Below are 21,121 nucleotides of genomic sequence, written 5' to 3'. Positions count from 1 at the left end.
GACAACGCATCGTCATTGCTATAACTTGATCGGCTGACCGTGCTGGGCCATCGAACGTGAAGCGGCCTCAAGAATACGCACCACACGCAGCCCAGACTCGCCACTTGAGAATGGGCGTTGCCCGGTTGTTATGCAATCAATAAAATGACTGGCCTCGATTTGTAGGGCCTCAACATTGTCAATGCGCGGCGCCCACATATCACCGGTGCGATAGCCGACATGGCGCTGATAGATCTCAGCCTCATCTTCGCTGACAATAATGCCTTTATCATAAACCTTGATCTTCTCACTTAATTCCATATCATTATAAACGATCATTTTTTCCGAGCCTCCGAGCAAGGTCTGACGAACCTTAACGGGGGCCATCCAGTTGACATGGAAGTGTGCAATCAAGTTATCTTCAAAGAAGCAGGTCAGGTACGCCATATTCTCGGGGCGACCTGGCACATGTGCCATGCCTGTTGCGGCGACCATAACAGGCGATCGTTCAACGAGATAATCCATAATCGAAAGATCGTGTACGGCGAGATCCCACAGCACATTGACATCGCTCTGAAACAGCCCCAGATTCACGCGCACCGAATCGTAATAATAGAGCGTGCCCAGCGAGCCGTTGTCAAGCAACTCCTTGATCTTGCGCACAGCGCTCGTGTAAATGAACGTATGGTCGACCATGATCGTCAACCCACGTCGCTCGGCCTCTTCCAATAATTGCTCGGCCTCGGCCACGGTTGACGTGAGTGGCTTCTCGACAAACGCATGCTTGCCAGCTTGAAGAATCTTGAGGGTGAGCGGGAAATGGGTATGTACGGGGGTGGCGACGGCGACGGCATCAACCGCAGCGTCACGCAACATCTCGTCCACGTCGGCATAGGTCTTGATCGCTGGATAGAGGCGTTCAACTTTGGCGCGTTGTTCGGCCCGTTGATCGCACACAGCGACAACCCGGGCCCCTTGGGCTTGTGAAAAATTCCGTACGAGATTTGGCCCCCAGTAACCATAGCCGATGACACCGATACCTAGCACAACATACCTCCTTGGCTGTGTGTAGCGAGTGAGCGTAGTGGATTGAGCATAAGCTTGTTTCGAGGATTGTGACCAGTGGAATCTGATGCGGGCATGAGCGTGTCCTGCTAAGTCTTTGTACCTATCCTATCAGGTGTATACAAAGATCAATATGACAAACCGGTGACATTCTGATCTGTCAATTGTCAACTACTTGGTATGTGTTCATCCTTCCCCTGGGCGCAAGGGTGGGACGTCCTCACTCCCAGGTTTGCCTGTTACCCCAATAGGGCAGGCGCCTTGCCACATTGTTTGAAGCAGGGCCGTGCCTTGTTATCAAGCGGCGGTTTTTGGGCTAGCCCGCAGTCATCTCTTGCTCAGTCAGAGCCTGGGCCTCGGCCTGGGTTGCGCAGCGTACGCCATTGGCACTCACCCAGCCAATGATGCGGCCAGGGTTGCCGACGACCAGGGCGTGATCAGGCACATCTTTCGTGACGGTGGTGCCCGAGCCAATCATGGCCCAACGCCCAATGGTGACGCCGGTGACGACCACGCTATGCGCCCCAATCGCGGCCCCATAACAGAGGCGCGTCTGCCCTACCTGCCAGTCGGCGGCACTCTTGAGGCTGCCATCAGCATTGATCGCGCGCGGCAATTTATCATTGGTAAAGACGACATGCGGCCCGATGAAGACGCCATCTTCGACCGTCAGCCCATGATAGAGCGATGCATTATTCTGGATCTTGACGTTATCGCCGATATGAACATGAGAGTCGACATAACTGTTGCGACCGATGATACAGTTCGCGCCAATCTGTGCGCCTTCACGGATCTGCACATGAGCCCAGATCCGCGTTCTGTCACCAATGATCGCTGCTGACGAAACATCAGCAGTCGGATGAATAGTTGTCATAATGCTCTATATTAGGGCATCCGCCCTAATAATCTATGCATGTGCTGGCCATTTCCGTCAGCACGCGCAAAATTCTTGGCAGCTGCAGGCCCCCAACCCCAACTGAAGGCTTACGTTGCATATGGGTACGAGTATACCCTTTTTTCGTTGATTTTGCTAGTATTGTCGCAGGGTAGGCAGGGTGATGGCATCTGCTTGCCGTGGCCGTCAATGGCTCGGCTTTTGGCTTGCAAAGGTCTTCTGCGTGGCCTGAGCGAGTCGGCGCAGTCCGCTGTGGTGCTGCAGGTCATCGCTGGGCCAACCGCGCTGCACCCGGCGAACAGCGTCAGCGAGGCCACGACGAACTATCGCCTTGACACCGATGCGCCGATGCGCGAATCGCCAGCAGGGGTTGCGGCTGCTGCGGTTGCGGTTCCGGCCAACATCGCGGCTGGCTCGGAAGGGCTCTTCCTGCCTCTGGTCAGGCGGTAACAACCTTGGTGGATGGGAAGTGGATGGGAAGTGATGGTATGGTATCATGAGCTGTAAAGATTGATCTTTCTGTGAGCAGCGGTATGGATGTTGTCTTCTGGCTTCAAGGGATGACGTTCGAGTGGAATGACGAGAAGGCAAAGCAGAATCTGGTTCGGCATGGGATTGCATTTCCCGAAGCAGCCGAAGTCTTCTTCGATCCCTTCTATCAATCCGGTGATGCAACCCCAGATGGAGTAAGCGAGCAACGCGACTTCATCCTCGGCTATTCGATCTCCCAGCGGTTATTGCTGGTTGTTTTTACGGAACGGGGCGAGCGTACAAAGATTATTTCTGCACGCACGGCAACACGGGCCGAAAGGAAGCAGTATGAGTCAGCCTGAGTTTCCCACTGAGTTGAAGCTTCGCCCAAGGCCTGTTACCAGGGTTGAACTGAAGGTGCCAACCGAGACCTACGAACACCTGGCGCGCATCGCAGGAGCACGCGATATGTCGGTAGACGCGCTGATCAAACTCTATCTTGGGCAGGGTCTCCGCCAGGAGCTTGCCCAGCGCTTTGCCGATCAGGTGCTGGAACTAACCGCGAACGTGCTAGCTCGTCATGGTCAATCACCAGACCAGGTTGAGGCTATTCTTCGCGAGATTCGTAGTGGAACGGGATCATAGCACTGTGGGCGCAGCAGCCATCAGGCATGCCTTTGCGCAAGGGGTGGGCCAGGCGCTGCTGCGCCCCTACTACGGGGCTCAAACGGGTGGATTTGCCTAAAGGTAGTACAATAGATACCAGTAACGAGAAATTAAGTCGTGGGTCAACCACAGTTCCCGGTGTCCGGCGGGCCGCCTACGCTCCCAGGAAGACTCGCCGATGTATTCTACAGACGATGAAGGAGGCATAGCCTATGCTTGAGAAAATCAGCCTGATCCCAACCTTGCAGCGACGCAAGCATATGCTCGCATCACCTGAGGCCCAGCGCCGGATCCTGGCCGAAATCCCCGTCCCGCGCTTTAGCACGAAACTAGCCGAGGCGGGTCTGCCAACCTTACGTGCAACACCGCAGGTCGAAGTTCTACAGATCAATGTTGGACGTCGCTGTAACCAGACCTGCCACCATTGCCACGTTGATGCCGGTCCGGATCGCACCGAGGTGATGCCTCCTGAAGTTGTTGAAGCATGTCTTGCGTTTTTGGAGCGCGCCGCGATCCCGACGCTTGATATTACCGGTGGTGCCCCTGAATTGCATCCGGCTTTTGATGAGATGGTGCGGCGGGCGCGGGCGATGGGGCGGCATGTGATTGATCGTTGCAATTTAACGATCACACGCTTGCCAAACTATGCCTATTTGCCGGCCTTTCTTGCCGAACACCAGGTAGAGGTGATCGCGTCGTTGCCCCACTATGCGCTCGAGGGCACCGATGCGCAGCGTGGCGACGGGGTCTTTGCGCAGTCAATCGCAGCTTTGCAAGAATTTAATGCGCGTGGCTATGGCCGTGATCCTGCCTTGCAACTTAATTTGATTGCCAACCCGCTTGGCCCCGAGTTGCCGCTTCCCCAGGCCTCGATTGAGGATACGTGGCGACGTGAGTTGCTGCAACGCTATGACATCCAGTTTACCCGACTCTATACCCTCACCAATATGCCCATCAGTCGCTATCTTGAGCATCTGCTGACCACAGGTGAGCTGCACGCGTATATGGAATTGTTGGTGAACAACTTTAATCCGAGCACAGTTGAAGGGCTGATGTGCAAGACGATCCTGTCAGTCGGATGGGATGGGCGCCTCTACGATTGTGACTTCAACCAGATGCTCGACATGGCTCTGCCCCAGACGATTTTGGCGCTCACGCCTGCGGATCTGGCCGGACGGGTGATCCGTACCGGGGCACACTGCTATGCATGTACCGCCGCAGCGGGCTCTACCTGAAGTGGTGCGGTTGTCTCGCCGTGAGCGAGCTTTTCACCATTGATCACATGCATCGGCGGCAGCGGCAGTTGCGATGAGTAATTCGGCCCCCCCCAGGCGCGCCAGGGCGGGGGCCGTTACTTCGAGGGTGCGCAGGATGGCCTCGCGCCCATAGGCTGATGTGCGCAGAATACTGGCGAGGATGGATCGGGCCAGCCTGGGATGTTCGTCGGCGAGTGCATAGATCAGCGCGGCGGCCGCACGGGCGCGCTCGGCTGGTCGCCGGATTGAGGCGATGACGGTTGCTGCAGCTATTGTGTGTCCCTGTTCGGCCTGGGCTGTCCCAATGGCGGCTAGGTAGCGGGCGCGATCCTCGCCCGGTGCGAGTACCGAGGGATCGTTGGCAAGGGCAAGGGCCTCGTGGTCGGCTCCGGCGGCAATCATGTGCGGTGCCATCAAGATCAGGGCACGGGTACGTTCGGCTGCCCAGGTGATGGTCAGCGCTTTTTGCACGGCCAGGCGCGGGTCGTCATTCCGGGCCTGTTCGATGCTCAGGTTGGCAATGGCATGGGCCTGTTGTGTTGGGTCGGGGATGCGCTGGCACAGAGCCATGGCTTCGTCCCAGTGCCCGGTAAGCCCCAGATGACGGGCCCATTCAGTGTAGACCCAGGCTTGCTCATCTGTGTCCTCGACCTTTTCCATGAGGCGATAAGCGGCTTCATACGCACCGGTCTGAACCATCGCAACAGCGACTTTTGCCATTGCCCGATGGCGTTCTTCGCCTGGGGGCAAGGTGTTGGCGAGCGTGATCGCTCGTTCGATCCGCCCCAGGATGGCGAGGGCAGCGGCGAGCGCCACGAGCAGTGGGGCGCGTTCGGCCTCATTCACCGCACCGATCGCACGGGTTGCCTGTTCCAGGGCGAGCATGGCGACCAGGCCGTTGAGGGTGAGGCGCAGTTCGATGAGGGCCGCAATCCGTGTCTCGACGCCAACGATGCTTTCGGCGGCACTGAGCGCAGCCCCATCATTGCCGAGTGCGGCCAGGGTACGTGTGAGCGCCGCCAACCCGCGGTCGCGCTGGCTCTGCGTGGCGAGCCGGGCGATCCGTTGGCGAGCGGCAGCTTCATCGTGTTGGACTTCGCTGCATGCGAGTTCGATTTCGGCCCAGGCAACAACCGTTGCGAGCGAACTGCTGTCAATCAAACGTTGTCCATCGGGGTGCCCAGCACGCACCAGGGCGACCCCAACCTCGGCGCGCGCCCAGGCGCCCATTGTTTCGTGCATCATGCCACAGGCCAGGTGGCATGCCTCTTCCCAAGCTCCCAGGGTCACCAGATGGCGTACAACCTCGGTCTCGACCATCGCCCGACGCTCGAGGTGTTCAATGCGCTCGGTAATTGCCAGCGTTGCCGCCACTTCACCGAGCCGCAGGGCTGCCCGGGCAAGGGCCATATGCAGCGTTTCGCGGCTCTCGTGCCAGGCGCGTGACAAGGGATTGGCTTCGAGATCGAGGGCTCGCGAGAGCAAGCGCATCGCGGTTGGACGCATCCGGTTGGCGTAACAGATCTCGCCAAGACGCCGCAGGATGACGGCTTTTTGTAGCCCATCGGGAAGACGTTCGACCTGGTCCATGACCTGTTTGAGGGCCACCTCACGGCCGCTGTGCTCGATCGCCTGCACAAACGCTTCAGCGGCCATCGCTGGATCCAGCGTGCGTACGCGGCTCGCTAATGTTCCCGTACGCAACGCCGTACTGATCAGGTCGCTTAGCGATCCCAACTCGTTTGTCTGGTAGATACTCGTTTCGACCAGCATCCGCAACCGCCAGCGCAGTTCATCATACGCATACCAGAGGGTGCCGTTCCGTTCGTGGGTACGTACCCAGGCGTGGTCTGGCTCAAGCATAAACTCATGTGGAGTAGCGTTGGCTGGTCTGGGCCTCACGGTGGAAACTGGCCTTTGCCCGGAGGGGATGGTTGATGAGGCCAGGGCGGCATGCCGTGCATACGCCTGGCGCAGATATGGTCCGGTTGGTTCATCGTGACGGACGGGTTGCTGCCCTGGCTGATCGTGGCGGGGAACCGTGACGTTGCGTTGTACGGCCAACTCAGCCAGGCTCTGATGCATCCGGGCTACTTCGGTCGGGGCGATCTGGGCAACCAGGGTAGGGATGGCCCGATGGGCAAAACGGACAGAGCGCACCGGTGGCAAGGGGCTTCCATCGCCATCAAGCCCGGCCCGCGCCTCGCATGAAAGCGTAAGCAACTTGCCTTGTTGCCACCTGGCAAGCAGCAGGATGGGATTGTACTTGAGCACGAGTGCCGCGAGGCTGGGTGGGATCGGTGCATCGGCGGCGGCCAGCACCAGCGCCAACTGACGCTCGGCTGGGGCAAGCATGGCCCACCAGTGCAGCAACAGGGCCTCAAGGCCCTGCGGCAAGGCCTGAAGCGCGAGCTGTTTTGTGTGCAGCATAGCAACGGCCAGCCGAAGATAGAGGAAATTGCCCTGGGCGGCGAGTAACAAGGGGCCGATCCAGCTTGAAGGGCAGCCTATGGCCCGGAGGATCTGGGCCTGCACCAGGGTCGAGTCAGGATCATCACCAGGTAGGCACAACCGTGCGATCGGGCGCCAGGGCGGGGCTGCCCCTGGGCTACAGCCAAGCAGGATGGTCACGCCCGGGGGAAGATCGACGAGCAAGGGTAACGGGCCAGGATAGCGAGGTTGGCCGGGCGGCGTAAGCTCATCGAGGGCCAGAACCACCGGGTGGTGAGGGTTGCGCCGCACGATATCGGCGACGAGGCGTTCGAACGCAGCAGGATCGGTCGTGACGCTTGGATCAACGAGCGGCAACGTTGGGCGATAGCACGCCACCAACTGCGCGTAGAGCAGATGCAGACTCTGCGCCCCGGCCACAGCGGACTGCCAGAGGGGCAGGGGGCGGCGCACCGCGAGTTGGGCCAAGAGGGTACTCACGCCGCTGCCAGGTGGGCCTTCCACGAGGATCAGGCCACCTGGCGAACCATCGAGGTACTGTTCAAGTCGCGTGCACAGCCTTGCCCGCTCGTGGGTATGGGCGAGCGCCGTCTTGAGCGCCTCTTTGTGTCGAGCTAGCTCATGCTGGAGGGGGGCTGCCAGCATTGGCAACCCCTCGATTGCGACAAGTGCCGGAGCTACTGGAGCCACAACGCGACCTCACTGCGCTACCTGGAAGAGGCGTGCCGCCCTATGCTGATTCGCCCTTGACAGCCTCTTTCAGCGTACTGCTGGCGCTAAAGCCGGGCGTTTTGGTTTCAGGGATCGTGATCTTCTCACGCGTCTGTGGATTGACGCCTTCACGCTGCTGACGGTGACGAACTTCAAAAGTCCCGAACCCCGTCAAGGTCACCTTTTCGCCTTTGGCGAGTTGCTCGGTGATCACATCGAGCGCCGAGTCAATGACCAGCTTCGTCTCCTTCTGCGACACCCCGGCTTTTTCGGCGACGGCCTTGATAAAATCAGTCTTCTGCATCGGTGCAGTCCTCCTTAAGGTCTAGTAATGATAGTTTCCACGTATTCTACGGACGTGCGATTTTTGCCCTTCGGGACGCAGTATACCGCACTTGTCAAGCCCCATGTCGCATTGTAATGCCTTGAATCCCTTTTTTGACGGCACTATACCTGTTCTAGCGCTTTCTAATGCTAAAAAAGTGTCGTGGCAAGCATCTGACAAGCAAAAAACTTTTAACAAAGAAGCACAGCCCATCGTATCCTGATACGACAGACTGCGCTTGCGGTGTCAATCTTATTGGCTAGGGAATGAAAGGCGGCCCCTGACGCCTGGTGCAGCACCTTCCTTACTCCCAGACCTATCTCCGTACCGCATAGCTATTGTACGCTACGACAGGCCCTGCTGTGAATAGCCCACAAGGAGGGGAACGGCTTAGTACCAGGAGTGCGTGCGACTAGCGCAATCGGGCTATTGGGGTGCATCCCTCACCACCCACCGAAGGCCTGTTCATCGCGGAGCAAGGCGAGGCGATTGGCAAGGCCGGTATAGCGCTCGGGGCTAAGAGCCAGCAGTTCGGCCTTGACCTCTTCGCGCACCGTCAGGCTTGCCACAAACTCGCGGAGCAGTTCCAGGCTGAGGGGCCGCCCGCGGGTCAGGTTTTTGAGGGCTTCGTACGGTTCGGGATAGTTCTCACGGCGAAGGATTGTCTGGACAGCCTCGGCGAGCACCTCGGGGTGAGCCATCAGGTCAGCCTGCATGGTCTCGTGGCGCACGGCGATCTTCTGCAGGCCACGCAGAGTGCGCTGATAGCCGAGCAGGCTATAGCCAAACGCGACCCCGAGGTTGCGCAACACCGTACTGTCTGAAAGATCACGTTGCAGGCGCGAGATGGGCAATTTCCGGCTAAAATGTTCGAGCAGGGCATTGGCTATGCCCAAGTTGCCTTCGGCATTTTCAAAGTCGATGGGATTGACCTTATGCGGCATCGTTGATGACCCGACCTCACCGGCTTGCAGCGCCTGAGCGAGGTAGCCATCGCTGATATAGCGCCACATATCCTGGCACAGATCGAGCATGATGACATTGGTGTGTTTGAGCGCATCGCAGAGCATCGCAAGCGTATCGTGCGGTTCGATCTGGGTGGTCAAGAGCACCGGTTCAAGGTCAAGCGAACGTACGAAGGCCTTGGAAAACTTGAGCCAATCGACCTCAGGCAAGGCGGCAACCTGGGCCGCAAAGGTGCCGGTCGCACCATTGAGTTTGCCGGTCAGTTTGATCTCTTTGCACGCATTGCTCGCACGCCGCAGACGCATAAAAAAGACATTGATCTCTTTCCCGAACGTCGTTGGCGTTGCCGCCTGCCCGTGGGTGCGGGCGAGCATCGCAGTCGTTGCCTCGGTATCAGCCAGATGGCGCAGGCGCTCGATGATCTGCCCCACCGCGGGCCCCATCACCATATCACGGGCATCCCGCACCAGCAGGCTATAGGCCAGATTATTGACATCCTCAGACGTCAGCGCAAAGTGGACAGCCTCCTGCACATGGGTCAGCCCGAAGCCCTCAAGTTGTTCACGCAGCCAGTACTCGACGGCTTTGACATCGTGGTTGACCTTGCGATCCCATGCGGCAATGGCTTCGGCATGCTCATCGGTAAACTCGCGATAGAGGGCACGTAAACGTGCCTGTTGGTGCGAGTCGAGGGAGGGGACAAAGGCGATCCCCTGCGCCCGGGAAAGAAAGATCAGATACTCAACTTCAACGCGTACCCGATAGCGAAAGAGGGCCGCCTCACTGAAATACCCGGCCAATTCGGCCAGATCACGACGATACCGCCCATCGAGGGGCGAAAGAGCGGCCATAGGAGCAAAAGTTGTCGTCATTCTTGCTAGCTTTCTTGCGACATTAGCCCTTCTGCATGGTTTGCAGCGCGGCGGCAATGCCGCTCTTCAAGCTGCCCTGCATATTGATGTCACTGAGATCAACATCAAGATGCACGAGGGTCTGGGCAATCTGTGGTTTAATCCCGGTGAGCATGACGCGCGCCCCGAGCAGTTTCACGGCCCGCGCTGCCTGGATTAGGGTCTGCGCCACCTGGGTGTCAACCATAGCGACCCCGGTGATGTCAACAATGACCAGGGTGGCCTGGTAGCGCGCTACCCCTTCGAGCAGGGTCTCCATGACCTGGGCGGCACGCTGACGGTCAATGGTGCCGATCAGTGGCAGAACCATAATTTCGTCGGCAATCGGGAGCAATGGGGTTGAGAGTTCACGCAGCATTTCGTGCTGGCTGTTGAGGATCTGTTGCTGGATCTGCTGGTTGTGCAGGGCGACGCCAAACATGACTGCGAGGCTCCGCAAGGTCTCTGCTTCGACTGGTTCCCAGATATGGCTGGTTGTGCAATCATCGAAGCCCATAAAGCCCCACCAGGTGTCGTGGACAAAGATCGGGGCCACGATCAATGATTGAATATCCTGACTGACCAGGAGTTCGTGTTCATCAACGGGAAAATCGGCCACAAGGCCGTACAAGAGTTGATTCTGGCTCAACAGAGTTTCCCATCGGCTATACCCAGCCGCTTTGTAAGGCAGGTCTTGCAGATCGGGGTTGTCAATCTGGGGGGGGAAACCTGGTGCTGACCACTCGGCGCACTGGCTTATGGTGCGTTCGTCGGCCTCGTTTTCACCGTTGACAAAGATATAGGCACGGCTCACTTCGAGGGCGCGCCCTATCAATTCGAGCATCCGAGGGGCCTCTTCAAGCGGATCAAGGTGAAGTGAGAGTAGGCGTGACACTTCAGCCATCGCCGAGAGAATGGCGTCCCGTCGGTCGACAAGATGCTGGAGGCGGGTCAGTTCGTTCTGAAGGTCGTCTGAAGATGATGACATAGCTTGGTTCCTCGGATGACGTGTTTATGCGCTCCCCCGTTGGAGCGTGAAGATCGTGGCCTCGGGCGGGCAACCGAGCCGTAAGGGTAGCCCGCCTAGCCCGCGACTGACATAGAGTTGCGTCTCGTTGACGTGAAAATGGCCGCTTGCATAGTGCCAGCCAAAGCGGGGCAGGCAGAATGAGCCTAAGCCTGGTAGACACATATGCCCCCCATGCGTGTGCCCCGAAAGCTGGACGTCGATCCGCTGCCCACTGATGTAATCAAGGGCGTCGGGACAATGGGCCAGAAGGAGCCGGACGCTCTGTGGAGGGGCGTGTTGCAGGGTGGCCTCGATATCGGGTACGCCGTCCCACATATCATCAAGCCCGGCCACGACCAGGGTCTCTTTCCCGATTGTAACCGGACGATGCTCGTTGATCAACATCTCGATGTCGAGATCGGTCAGGGTCTGCTTGATCTCGGGCACGCCTTCCCAGTAGTCATGGTTGCCAGGAACCGCAAAGCGCCCCAGCGGTGCCCTGGGCAAGCCCTCGAGCACAAAAGGCAGTTCGGCAATGGCGTGTTCGTAGCTCACAAAATCACCGGTAAAGACGAGCAGATCAGGCTCTTCGACGGCCATTTGGTGGACGGCCCAGCGGCTATTTTCGGTCGTATACCGGAGGCCTAGGTGCATGTCGCTGATCTGGCCGATCCGGAGGCCGTCAAGCGCCAGGGGAAGTCTGGGCAGGTTCAGGGTGATGCGTTCAAGCCGCGGGCTGCGTGGCTCGTACAAGGTAGCATACGCCAGACTGGTTGCGCCGATGCTTGCCAGCAAGGCGGTTGTTTTCAGGCGACCGGTTGCTAGCGCGGCGGTGGTGAGCATGCCACCCGCGACGGTTGCGCCGATCCAGCGACGTGAATAGCGGATCTTGCCCGGGCTCGGGTCAAAGCGTCGCCCCTTCTGGCGGGGTTTTTGGCTTGTCGTTGTCATTGTTTTCCTGGGGCTTGCGGCCACCAATACCTCTGGAAGGCACTCTTATTAGTATACTCGAAATAGATGACAACTCGGTGAAAAGCTGCGGTACAATAGATCATATGCCAGATTTTTCAGCTACTGCTATCGCCGATCCGGTCGCCTTTGATGAGCGCCTGCGCTTGGTGCCCGACACCCCCGGAGTCTATCTCTGGAAGGATGCCCAGGGCCAGTTGATCTATGTCGGCAAAAGCAAACGGCTCCGTGATCGGATGCGATCCTATTTTGGGGCACCCCGTGGGTTGAGTGCTAAAACACGGCGGATGGTCAGTCATATCGCCGATTTCGAGATCATTGTGACGCAGAGTGAGCTTGAGGCGTTGCTCCTTGAAATGAATCTGATCAAGCAGCATCGCCCGCGTTACAATATTCTGCTCAAGGACGATAAGTCATACCCCTATATCAAGGTGACGTTGCAAGATACCTGGCCGCGGGTCTTTTCGACGCGGCGGGTGGCTGATGATGGGGCGCGCTATTTTGGCCCCTATGCAAGCGCCGGCTCGGTGCGCAAGACGCTCGATCTGCTCAATCGGCTCTTTGCTTTTCGTCCTTCCTTCGAGTGCAAGGATGATAAGTTCAAGCACTATCGCAAGCTGGGCCGCCCCTGTCTCTACCACCAGATGAAACGCTGCCTCGGCCCGTGTGTGCCCGGTCTCGTCACTGAGGCCGAATATCGTGCCACGATCGAGGCGGTCTGCCGGTTTCTTGAAGGCAAGACGGATCAGGTTGTGCGCGATTTGCGTCGTCAGATGGAGCAGGCCAGCGATGCGCTGGAGTTTGAGCGGGCGGCCTATGTGCGTGATCGGTTGCAGGCGATTGAGAAGATTTCGGAACGCCAGCAGGTGCTGCGTACGGTTGATGAAGACCAGGATGTCATTGCCTTTGCCCGCGAAGATGGCAGCGCCGTTGTGCAGGTGCTCTTTATTCGTGGGGGCAAACTGGTCAATGCCGAGCCCTTCACGCTGCAGGGGACCGACGACGAGACTGATGCCGATCTGCTTGCGTCATTTATTACGCAGTTTTACGATCACGCGCCCAACGTGCCGCCGACCCTACTGCTCGCCGATCATATCGAAGAGCCGATGATCATTGCGTCGTGGCTCGAGCAGAAGGCGGGGCATCGGGTCGAGTTGAGTGTGCCGCGTCGGGGCGAAAAGAAGCAATTGATCGAACTGGCGGCCAAAAATGCCCACCAGAAGCTCGAAGAGGTGCGCCAGCAGTGGCTCAATAGCGAACAGCGGGCGGTGGCTGGCCTGAGTGCGTTACGTGATCTGCTCGATCTCGCCACGCTTCCGCAGCGCATCGAGTGCTACGATATCTCGAACACGCAGGGCCAGCACTCGGTTGCGAGCATGGTCGTCTTTGAACGCGGCGAGCCGCGCCCGTCGGCCTATCGGCGTTTCAAGATCAAGACGGTGACTGGGGCCAATGATGTCGCTTCGCTGCACGAGGTGCTGGTGCGTCGCTTCAAGCGGGCCGCCGAAGCGCTCTCCAGTGAGGAGTCCGCGACCAACGACGAAGTTCAGTTGGTTCAGGCTGATCTTTTTGGGGGAGTGAGCACTGGCGCAGGCGACCCTGATGATGCTGCGGACAGTGTGGCCGCACCCGGGGCCAGCGATGCCGAGCGCGACGAAGCCTTGGCGAAATGGGCGGATCTTCCCGACCTGCTGCTGGTTGATGGAGGGCGCGGCCAGGTCAATGCGGCCCTTGATGCGCTCAAGAGTCTTGGCTTTGAACGCATCCCACTTGCCGGTGTCGCCAAGGGGCCTGACCGCAATCGGTTTGATCTGGTGCTTGCTCATCAACCCGAGGCTATTGTGCTTGAGCGCAATAGCCCTGTGCTTGGCTTGGTGCAGCGCATTGACGAAGAGGCGCACCGGTTTGCGATCACCTATCATCGCAAAGTGCGGAGCAAAGCAAGCCTCAGTTCCTCGCTCGATACGATCCCTGGCATCGGCCCCAAACGCAAAAAAGCCCTGATCAAAGCCTTTGGCTCACTTGACGGCATCCGTAAGGCCAGCATCGAAGAACTGGCGGCTGTGCCGGGGATGAACCGCAAAGCTGCTGAAGAGTTGAAGGGGATGCTGTAGCGTGCTGACGGCTAGCCGAGGCATGCCAGCAGCGCAGGATCGACATTGCCGCCGCTGATGATGACACCGATGCGCTGACATGCCGGGGGGAGCAAGCCCATCATCACTGCGGCGAGGCCAACGGCACCCGTTGGTTCAACCGCCAGTTTCATGCGCAGCAACAAAAAGCGCATGGTTTCCAGCACCGCGGCGTCAGGTACAACCAGGATTTGCTCGACATACTGCCGAATGATTGGAAAAGTGAGGAACCCAGGGGCGGTGGTACGGATGCCATCAGCAATGGTGGTAGGCGGGTCAATCGTTACCCGTTCGCCGCAGGCGAGCGAACGCCGCACATCGTCGGCCCCTTCGGTCTCGACCCCAAAGATACGGAGCGTCGGGTTATGGGCTTTGGCGGCGATGGTGCAGCCACTGATCAGACCGCCGCCACCAACTGGCATAATCAGGGCATCAAGCTCGGGGATCTGGGTCAGCAATTCGTGGGCAGCGGTGCCTTGACCGGCCATAATATGCGGATGGTCATAGGGTGGGATCAGGGTGAGGCCACGCTGCGCGGCAAGGGTACGGGCAAAGGCCTCGCGGTCGGTGGTCGCCCGTTGATAGATCACGACCTCGGCCCCATAGTCACGGGTTGCGGCCAATTTGACGGGTGGCGCATCGTCGGGCATACAGATCACGGCGGGCACCCCGGCGAGTTGGGCGGCAAGGGCAACGCCCTGCGCATGATTGCCGCTGCTAAACGCGATCACGCCACATTGCCGTTCGTGCTCACTCAACCGGCTGATCGCATTGTAGGCCCCGCGGAACTTGAACGCCCCACCGCGTTGAAATTGCTCGCACTTGAGAAAGAGCGCCCGCCCGGTCAACGCATCCAGCGTACGACTGGTCATCACGGGGGTCACATGGGCCACCCCGTGCAACTGCGCGGCGGCCTGTTCGACATCAGCGAAGGTAAGGGCAAACATCAGAAAACCAGTCGCTTACTGCGGAGGGCAATGCTCTGGAGCAGGCCAATCGAGATGAGCGTAATGATCATAAAACTACCACCGTGCGAGACGAGCGGCAAGGGCAGACCGGTGACGGGCAACAGACTCATATTCATGCCAAGATTGATCACCAGATGGCAAAAGAGCATGCCAAAGATCCCAAGGGCCATCAGGCGACCGAAGGTATCGCGGGCCTGGTTCGCAATCGAGAGTGCCTGCCAGAGCAGGATGGCCTGGAAGGTAATCAGCACAACACCACCGAAAAAACCCATCTCTTCGCCAATGACTGCAAAAATGAAATCGGTATGTTGTACAGGAACATAATTACCTTGACTGAAGAGCCCATTGGTCAAACCTGCGCCAAACAAACCGCCCTGAGTGAGCGCATTCATTGCCTGCACAACATTATAGCTATCATTGAAATCAACTTGTGACGGATCGTTCAGCAGATAATAAAAGGTGAGCAAGCGACGTTTCTGATAGTCATCAAGGAACGCATCCGATTGCCAACCGATGTAGGCAAGGGGCAGCGTAATAAGCGTGAGCGTCAGAATCTGTTGCCAGCGGACGCCGGATCCCCAAGTCATCATAATCCAGATCGAAACAATCACAATAGCGCCGCCGAGATCGGGTTGCACGAGCACCAACACCCCGATCATCCCTGCCAGCACCAACCCTCCGAGTTGCACAAGCCAGCGGTCGCTTATCTGCTCAAAGCGTTGCCAATAGGCGGCAAGCACAATAATCAGCGCAAGTTTGGCGAGTTCAGTTGGTTGAAAGGTACGGGCACCAACTTCAATCCAACTGCGCGCACCTTCGCTGGTACGGCCAATAAAGAGAACCAGGATCAGCAAGACGACCCCGATCAAATAGATCGGGCGCGCCAGACTCGAGAGCAACTGATAATCAAAGAAGGTAAACGCAACCATCAAGGCGAGCCCGAGGCTCATATTGATCAAATGATCGGGATAGATGATATGCAACGGCACCCCTGTGCCGGTAACCGCCGTGAGGGTGGCGCTATAGACTGCCAGTGCGCCGAGCACCAGCAAGACAATCACACAGACCAGCAACGGCCAATTATACTGACGCCAACGACGTATTTCCATACACTCACAACGTCACGATGCAAGCCATCTCACAATACCATTGGGCGTTCCATCGCGTTAGCGATGCGGGCGACCTGTTCCATCATGGCGACAAAACGATCAGGCACCAGCGACTGTTGCCCATCACAGAGGGCAAAGGCTGGATTATGATGCACTTCAACAATCAACCCATCGGCCCCGGCGGCAATGGCCGCCCGTGCCATAGGCAACACCTGATCCCAGCGTCCACTCGCGTGGGAAGGATCAACAATGACCGGCAAATGCGAGAGTTGCTTGATCATCGGCACTGCGCCGAGGTCGAGGGTAAAGCGGAGTGTATCATCAAAGGTACGGATCCCGCGCTCACAGAGCACGACATCGGCATTGCCTTCATTGAGCACATACTCGGCGGCGAGCAACAGATCTTTCACGGTTGCGGCAAAGCCTCGTTTGAGCAACACCGGGCGACCCGAGCGTCCGACGGCGCGGAGCAGCGGATAATTCTGCATATTGCGTGCCCCGATCTGCAGCATATCGGCATACTCACAGACCATAGGGAGCGTCTCGACATCCATCACCTCGGTAACGACGGGCATTCCGGTCGCCTCACGGGCCTCAGCGAGAATACGCAACCCCTCTTCGCCGAGCCCGTGGAAGGCATAAGGCGAGGTACGCGGCTTGAACGCACCGCCGCGGAGCATGGTTGCGCCGGCCTCACGGACAGCGTGGGCAATGGTCAGCGTCTGTTCACGGGTCTCGACGGTACAGGGGCCAGCGATGACGGTCACAGCGGGGCCGCCAAAAACAACCTGGCCGACCTGGACAAGGGTATCACCTTCGTGAAACTCACGACTGACCAGTTTATAGGGTGCTGTTACGCGAATAAGCTGAGCGACCCCGGGCATACGCTGGAGGCGTGTTGCCTGTTCAACCGGGCCACGATTACCGGTGATGCCGATGGCGGTACGGGTTGGACCGGGCATTGGATGGGGGACATAGCCCATTGCCCGAATTTCAGCACAAACCGCCTCGATCTTGGCAGCATCGGCATGGGCTTCCATAACCACGAGCATACGATTTCTCTTCTGCAGCAGCGCATGGTTTGCGAGGACTACCTCTGCAAACTACGTTTCTTGACGGGCAAAAAAGCCAGGGCCGTTCGCTTTTTGGACTGTCCAAGCTTATTCGTGAATCCAGGTATCGGTGGCGCGGTCCCATTGGCCTATGAGTTCCTCAGGTTTGAAGAAGATCTCCGTTTCACGCTCACCGTTTTCGGGCGAGTCAGAGGCATGGATGAGGTTGCGCCCGATCTCGAGGCCAAAATCACCACGGATCGTGCCCGGAGCCGCTTTAGACGGATTGGTTGAGCCAACCATCGCCCGCACCAGTTCGACGGTGCCGGCTTTGCCTATGACGACGAGCACCAGGACTGGAGCTGAAGTGATATAGCTGATGAGGCCGCTAAAAAAGCTTTTGCCTTCGTGCTCGGCATAGTGCTGGCACGCCATATCTTTCGTCATCTGAATCAGCTTGAGGCCCTGAAAGCGCAGTCCACGTTGCTCGAGGCGTGAAAGGATTGGCCCGATCAACCCACGTTGGACTGCATCAGGCTTGAGAATAATCAATGCACGTTCCATAAGTTCCTCATTCTGTGTAGCAAGAATAATTGAGTCCAGTATACCACACCCATAACAGGCGGGGTAAATCTCCCTACCTGTTGTGGGTAGATTACCACGTCGCGGTGTACCAAAAAGCCAGCGTCGCTGGCTTTTTGGCACACCGCAGGATTGCATTGGAGAGCAATAGCCCTTAGATCGGCACGGCTTCGCTGATGCGCTTGGCTGCCCGGCGCATCTCCATTTTCACGAGGCCGAGATTGACGGTACGCTGGGTAATGACGACCAGGATCAGTTCCTTGGCTTCAAGGAGCAGAATCGAGCCATCTTTGGCATCGATAATCGAGTCGATCAGCGTGCCGATACCGATACGTTTGGTTGCTTTGTCAATCTCACCAAAGACGGCGGCCGACATGGCGCCAAGAATTTCGGCATCCTCTTCGTCGAGCAGGGTACTCGAGACAACAAGCCCATCTTTGCCAACCAGGAGGCTTCCAATGACCCCTTCAACGCGTAGCAGGTCTTCAACGATGCGGCGCATACCTTGACCTCTCGTAAACTTATGTTGACCAAACATGTCTGTATTCTAGACAGGCGGCCTGATAGTGGATCCTGTTCATCGGGTGAACGTGGCACCATACGCTTGCATGGCTTCGGTATACCGGCCCTGTTTGGAGTAGGCATCGCCCAGCAAGCGGGTCAACGGTTGTTTGATCGCCGGTTCTTCGACGCTTGCCATCAAGGTTTCGAGTTCGGATACGATCTGTTCAAGGCCCTGCCCGGCGCGAATAACGCGCTTGAAGGCCCGGGTCATGATGTCTGGCCGGTTTGTTTGGGCGCAGAGATGACCGATTGCCATTGCCAGACCGTGGTTGTCTGGTTCTTCGTCGAGTTGCCCAAGATAATCATCGAGCAAGGTATCACCAGTTGGCACAAAGCCAGCAAATTCGGCGGCGGTAGCCAGGGCTGCCGTTGCCTCGGCTTGCTGGAAGCGCCGAGGTTGCCGCTCTTGCTCGCGGTAGCGCCGTGTCGCTGCTTCCCGTCGCGCATACCGCTCTTCATCACGACTCAGTGGAGGAGACGCAGGTGGCACGGTAGGCGTGATGCTTGTCGGACGTGGCGGCGGAGGTGGCTCGGCAAACCGTTCACTCATTGGTGGCAAGACGACACGCGCCGGTGTGAGTGGTTCGGCTTCCTCTGCCGACGCGTCCCAGATATCATCCAGGTTGTCGAGTGGCTCGGGCTCAAAGTCAGTATCAGCCGGATCCGCCTCGGTCACTGGCGCTTCAATCCGCGGCTCGGTGCGAGCAGTGACTCTTTCAACTGGCGTTGCTTCGGTCAGATCAAAGTTGAATTCGTCTTCGTCAATAGCCTCGGTTGAGCCTGGCTCTTCTTCGCCTGTCGCGTCAACCGTCGGGGCTGATGCATCCTGATCAGTGGATGCCCCCAGCAGGTCGGCTTGCTCGACACTCGCTTCGAGCATGGCGATCTCATCGGGGGAGAGGCCAAGATCGGTGAGCGAGAAGGGTTCCAATTCGGCTTCGGGCTCGCTTGTTGGTACCATCGCTGGCCCTGGCTCCTCGGTCTCCTCGCTGAGATCGGCCTCGAAAAGCGCGATCTCATCCGGGGTGAGGCCCAGGTCAGCGAGTGAGAAGGGAGTCAGATCGGCGTCTTCACCCTCTGGTGGGCCAGGTGCAGCGGCTTCTGGTTGATCGAGACTCGCGAGCCCGAGAGCGGCAAGTTCGTCATCGCTCAAGCCAAGCTCGTTGAGCGAGAATGGTTCAAGCTCGGGGGAAGAGGGTTGGCTTTCGGCTAGCCTGGCTTCGGCGTCAAAGACATCACCGATGGCTTCAAGTTCTTCGCTTTCGGCTTCACCTTCGAGGTCAATGATCTCATCACCATCACGAATCTGGATGCCAGCGTGATGGAGTGACCACGCCATCTGTTCGATCTGGTCGGCTTCGGTTTCAGGATCAGAGACCATGCTAATAATATCGGTCAGATCCACATAGCCTTGTTGCTGACCCAGGGTTGTCAGGTGCCCCAGGGCAGCCGCCGGATCGTCGGCGATCTTGAGCGACGGTCTTTCGCCTGTCATTGATTCGAGATTGCCAAGATCAAGGCCGGCAAGCTCTTCGCTGGTGACGCCCAGTTTCCGTTCTTCGGCATCGGGGGCAAACGCATCAAGATCACCGAGATCAAGATCATCCAGCGAGAAGGGTTGCACATCACCACTGATACCTTCGTCGTCGTGCTCGCGCGTGCGTGGCTCACCCGTCTCAAGCTCAAATTCATCAAATGAGAAGGGTTGGACATCACCCTCAAATATGTCGGTGAATTCAAGAGCCTCATCTGTAGATAGCTCAGATGCTGGTTGATCGGTCTCAAGCCGCTCGGGCGTTGCCTCTTCTGGTGTGATAGGCGGTTCGACCTGGGGGCTAAACGGGATTAATTCTGGTTCTTCACCGCGTGACCACCCAGGCACGATCGTCTCGCCAGTGACTGGCAGATTGAACTGATCCTGATTTGATGCTTCGAGCGCGGCAATCTCTTCAGGTGAGAGGCCCAGATCAGCGAGCGAGAAAGGCGTCAGATCAACGTCTTCTCCGGGCGTCGCTTCAGGCAGTTCAACGCCCTCAAGCGCGGCAATCTCTTCGGGTGAAAGGCCTAGATCGGCGAGCGAGAAGGGCGTTAGATCAACGTCATCGCCGAGCAAGCCCATTTCACTACTGGCAGTCATGGCTGCGCCTTCCGCAGCTTCAGCTTCCAGGGCAGCAATTTCTTCAGGCGAGAGGCCCAGATCGGCGAGCGAGAAGGGCGTTAGATCAACGTCTTGCTCAGGTGGAGGTGAAAGGGTGAATTCGGCAGGCTCGACCTGGGTAGGCTCGACCTCGGCTGGGGCTTCAGCGGCGAGTTCTTCACCTTCGCGAGGTAAACGAAAACCTGAAACGAAACGCTCTGGCCTGCCCGACATCTCTTCGCGTAGGGCGACATCATCATCCGAGAAATACCCAGACGCTTCGGCCTCTTCATCATCAACCGGAGCCAGCGGTGGCGGTTCATGAGGGGGCCGCTCGGCGGCTTGCTGGGTCAATTTGCCAAAGATGCTGACGCCTGATGGCTCTGGTTCTTCTTGTTGACCAAAGCTTGTTCGCTCACGGGCTGCAGGTTCTTGCCAACTGAAGATTTCGGGCTCGTCGCGCTCTGGAGCCTCTTTCTCACTTGGCGTGGCCGTTGCCTCTTCTAATGAGAAGGGCTGGAGGAAGGATGGTAGCCCTTCAGTGCCCTCTTCGAGGTTGCTGAGGTCGAGATCATCAAGCGAGAAGGGCTGCAAATCATCGAAGTTAAGATCAAGATCGATCATCTCACTGAATGCTGCCGTTCCCTCTTCCTCAGTGCCCTGGGTCTGGCGCATTTCCTGCCCTTTGCCTGCCTCTTCCGCCGCGATGGCAGCTTCAAAGTTAGCGAGTTCGTCCGCGCTGAGGCCGAGGTCATCGAGCGAGAAGGGCGTCAGGTCGACGTCATCTTCGGCAGCGGCAGCGGGGGCGGCCTCTTCCGCAGGCACGGCGGCTTCGAGTTGCGCGATCTCGTCCGCGCTGAGGCCGAGGTCATCGAGCGAGAAGGGTGTCAGGTCGACGTCATCTTCGGCAGCGGCAGCGGGGGC

Annotated in this window: 18 protein-coding genes; 5 read left to right on the top strand and 13 right to left on the bottom strand. The window is 58.1% G+C overall.

The features are described from left to right. Positions 1–18: 18 nt before the first annotated feature. Positions 19–1,026, bottom strand: a complete 1,008-nt coding sequence (locus EKD05_RS06115) for a Gfo/Idh/MocA family protein (RefSeq protein ID WP_129671557.1) — start codon at positions 1,024–1,026, stop codon at positions 19–21. A gap of 334 nt (positions 1,027–1,360) precedes the next feature. Next, positions 1,361–1,918, bottom strand: a complete 558-nt coding sequence (locus EKD05_RS06110) for an acyltransferase (RefSeq protein ID WP_129671556.1) — start codon at positions 1,916–1,918, stop codon at positions 1,361–1,363. A 222-nt stretch (positions 1,919–2,140) separates the two neighbouring features. Between EKD05_RS06110 and EKD05_RS06105 the strand changes: the two genes are divergently transcribed. From EKD05_RS06105 to arsS, 4 genes are all read left to right on the top strand, one after another. Next, positions 2,141–2,389, top strand: a complete 249-nt coding sequence (locus EKD05_RS06105; RefSeq protein ID WP_129671555.1) for a hypothetical protein — start codon at positions 2,141–2,143, stop codon at positions 2,387–2,389. An 83-nt stretch (positions 2,390–2,472) separates the two neighbouring features. Continuing rightward, complete coding sequence (locus tag EKD05_RS06100) at positions 2,473–2,772, top strand: BrnT family toxin (protein ID WP_129671554.1); 300 nt, start codon at positions 2,473–2,475, stop codon at positions 2,770–2,772. After that, on the top strand, positions 2,759–3,055 hold the full coding sequence (locus EKD05_RS06095; RefSeq protein WP_129671553.1) for a hypothetical protein: 297 nt from the start codon (positions 2,759–2,761) through the stop codon (positions 3,053–3,055). The genes EKD05_RS06100 and EKD05_RS06095 overlap by 14 nt, the downstream gene beginning before the upstream one ends. A 233-nt stretch (positions 3,056–3,288) precedes the next feature. Then, positions 3,289–4,311 carry an arsenosugar biosynthesis radical SAM (seleno)protein ArsS gene (arsS, locus tag EKD05_RS06090; protein ID WP_129671552.1) on the top strand — a complete coding sequence of 341 codons (1,023 nt, stop codon included), beginning with the start codon at positions 3,289–3,291 and terminating at the stop codon, positions 4,309–4,311. 33 nt (positions 4,312–4,344) lie between these two features. On the opposite strand, the gene EKD05_RS06085 is transcribed toward arsS, so the two are convergent. From EKD05_RS06085 to EKD05_RS06065, 5 genes are all read right to left on the bottom strand, one after another. Continuing rightward, positions 4,345–7,473, bottom strand: a complete 3,129-nt coding sequence (locus EKD05_RS06085; RefSeq protein ID WP_129671551.1) for an ATP-binding protein — start codon at positions 7,471–7,473, stop codon at positions 4,345–4,347. 40 nt (positions 7,474–7,513) lie between these two features. Further along, positions 7,514–7,798, bottom strand: coding sequence for an HU family DNA-binding protein (locus EKD05_RS06080; protein ID WP_097653778.1), 285 nt, complete (start codon positions 7,796–7,798; stop codon positions 7,514–7,516). Between the two features lie 464 nt (positions 7,799–8,262). Then, on the bottom strand, positions 8,263–9,657 hold the full coding sequence (gene purB / locus EKD05_RS06075; protein WP_129671550.1) for an adenylosuccinate lyase: 1,395 nt from the start codon (positions 9,655–9,657) through the stop codon (positions 8,263–8,265). Positions 9,658–9,679: 22 nt separating this feature from the next. Next, positions 9,680–10,663, bottom strand: coding sequence for an STAS domain-containing protein (locus EKD05_RS26645; RefSeq protein ID WP_129671549.1), 984 nt, complete (start codon positions 10,661–10,663; stop codon positions 9,680–9,682). A 24-nt stretch (positions 10,664–10,687) separates the two neighbouring features. After that, entirely contained in the window at positions 10,688–11,635 is a 948-nt protein-coding gene (locus EKD05_RS06065; protein ID WP_165360610.1) for a metallophosphoesterase, read from the bottom strand. A 104-nt stretch (positions 11,636–11,739) separates the two neighbouring features. Between EKD05_RS06065 and uvrC the strand changes: the two genes are divergently transcribed. Then, positions 11,740–13,767: an excinuclease ABC subunit UvrC gene (uvrC, locus tag EKD05_RS06060; protein WP_129671548.1), complete on the top strand. Its 2,028-nt coding sequence runs from the start codon at positions 11,740–11,742 to the stop codon at positions 13,765–13,767. 11 nt (positions 13,768–13,778) lie between these two features. Here the strand turns inward: uvrC and EKD05_RS06055 are convergent, their stop codons facing one another. From EKD05_RS06055 to EKD05_RS06030, 6 genes are all read right to left on the bottom strand, one after another. Continuing rightward, positions 13,779–14,732, bottom strand: a complete 954-nt coding sequence (locus tag EKD05_RS06055; RefSeq protein WP_129671547.1) for a threo-3-hydroxy-L-aspartate ammonia-lyase — start codon at positions 14,730–14,732, stop codon at positions 13,779–13,781. Then, the gene (locus EKD05_RS06050) at positions 14,732–15,862 is read right to left on the bottom strand and encodes an FtsW/RodA/SpoVE family cell cycle protein (RefSeq protein ID WP_129671546.1); all 1,131 of its coding nucleotides are present in this window, start codon (positions 15,860–15,862) and stop codon (positions 14,732–14,734) included. The genes EKD05_RS06055 and EKD05_RS06050 overlap by 1 nt, the downstream gene beginning before the upstream one ends. Before the next feature lie 29 nt (positions 15,863–15,891). Further along, complete coding sequence (gene aroF / locus EKD05_RS06045; RefSeq protein WP_129671545.1) at positions 15,892–16,914, bottom strand: 3-deoxy-7-phosphoheptulonate synthase; 1,023 nt, start codon at positions 16,912–16,914, stop codon at positions 15,892–15,894. A gap of 108 nt (positions 16,915–17,022) precedes the next feature. After that, entirely contained in the window at positions 17,023–17,478 is a 456-nt protein-coding gene (gene ndk, locus EKD05_RS06040) for a nucleoside-diphosphate kinase (protein WP_129671544.1), read from the bottom strand. A gap of 172 nt (positions 17,479–17,650) precedes the next feature. Further along, positions 17,651–17,998: a roadblock/LC7 domain-containing protein gene (locus tag EKD05_RS06035; protein WP_129671543.1), complete on the bottom strand. Its 348-nt coding sequence runs from the start codon at positions 17,996–17,998 to the stop codon at positions 17,651–17,653. 75 nt (positions 17,999–18,073) lie between these two features. After that, the coding region (locus EKD05_RS06030; RefSeq protein ID WP_305038298.1) for an RNA polymerase sigma factor region1.1 domain-containing protein at positions 18,074–21,121 on the bottom strand (3,048 nt) is incomplete at its 5' end.

The sequence above is a fragment of the Candidatus Chloroploca sp. Khr17 genome (assembly GCF_004138165.1).
GTDB lineage: Bacteria > Chloroflexota > Chloroflexia > Chloroflexales > Chloroflexaceae > Chloroploca.
The sequence above is the reverse complement of the archived record's forward strand: the minus strand, read 5'-3'. Positions and strand labels throughout refer to the sequence as shown.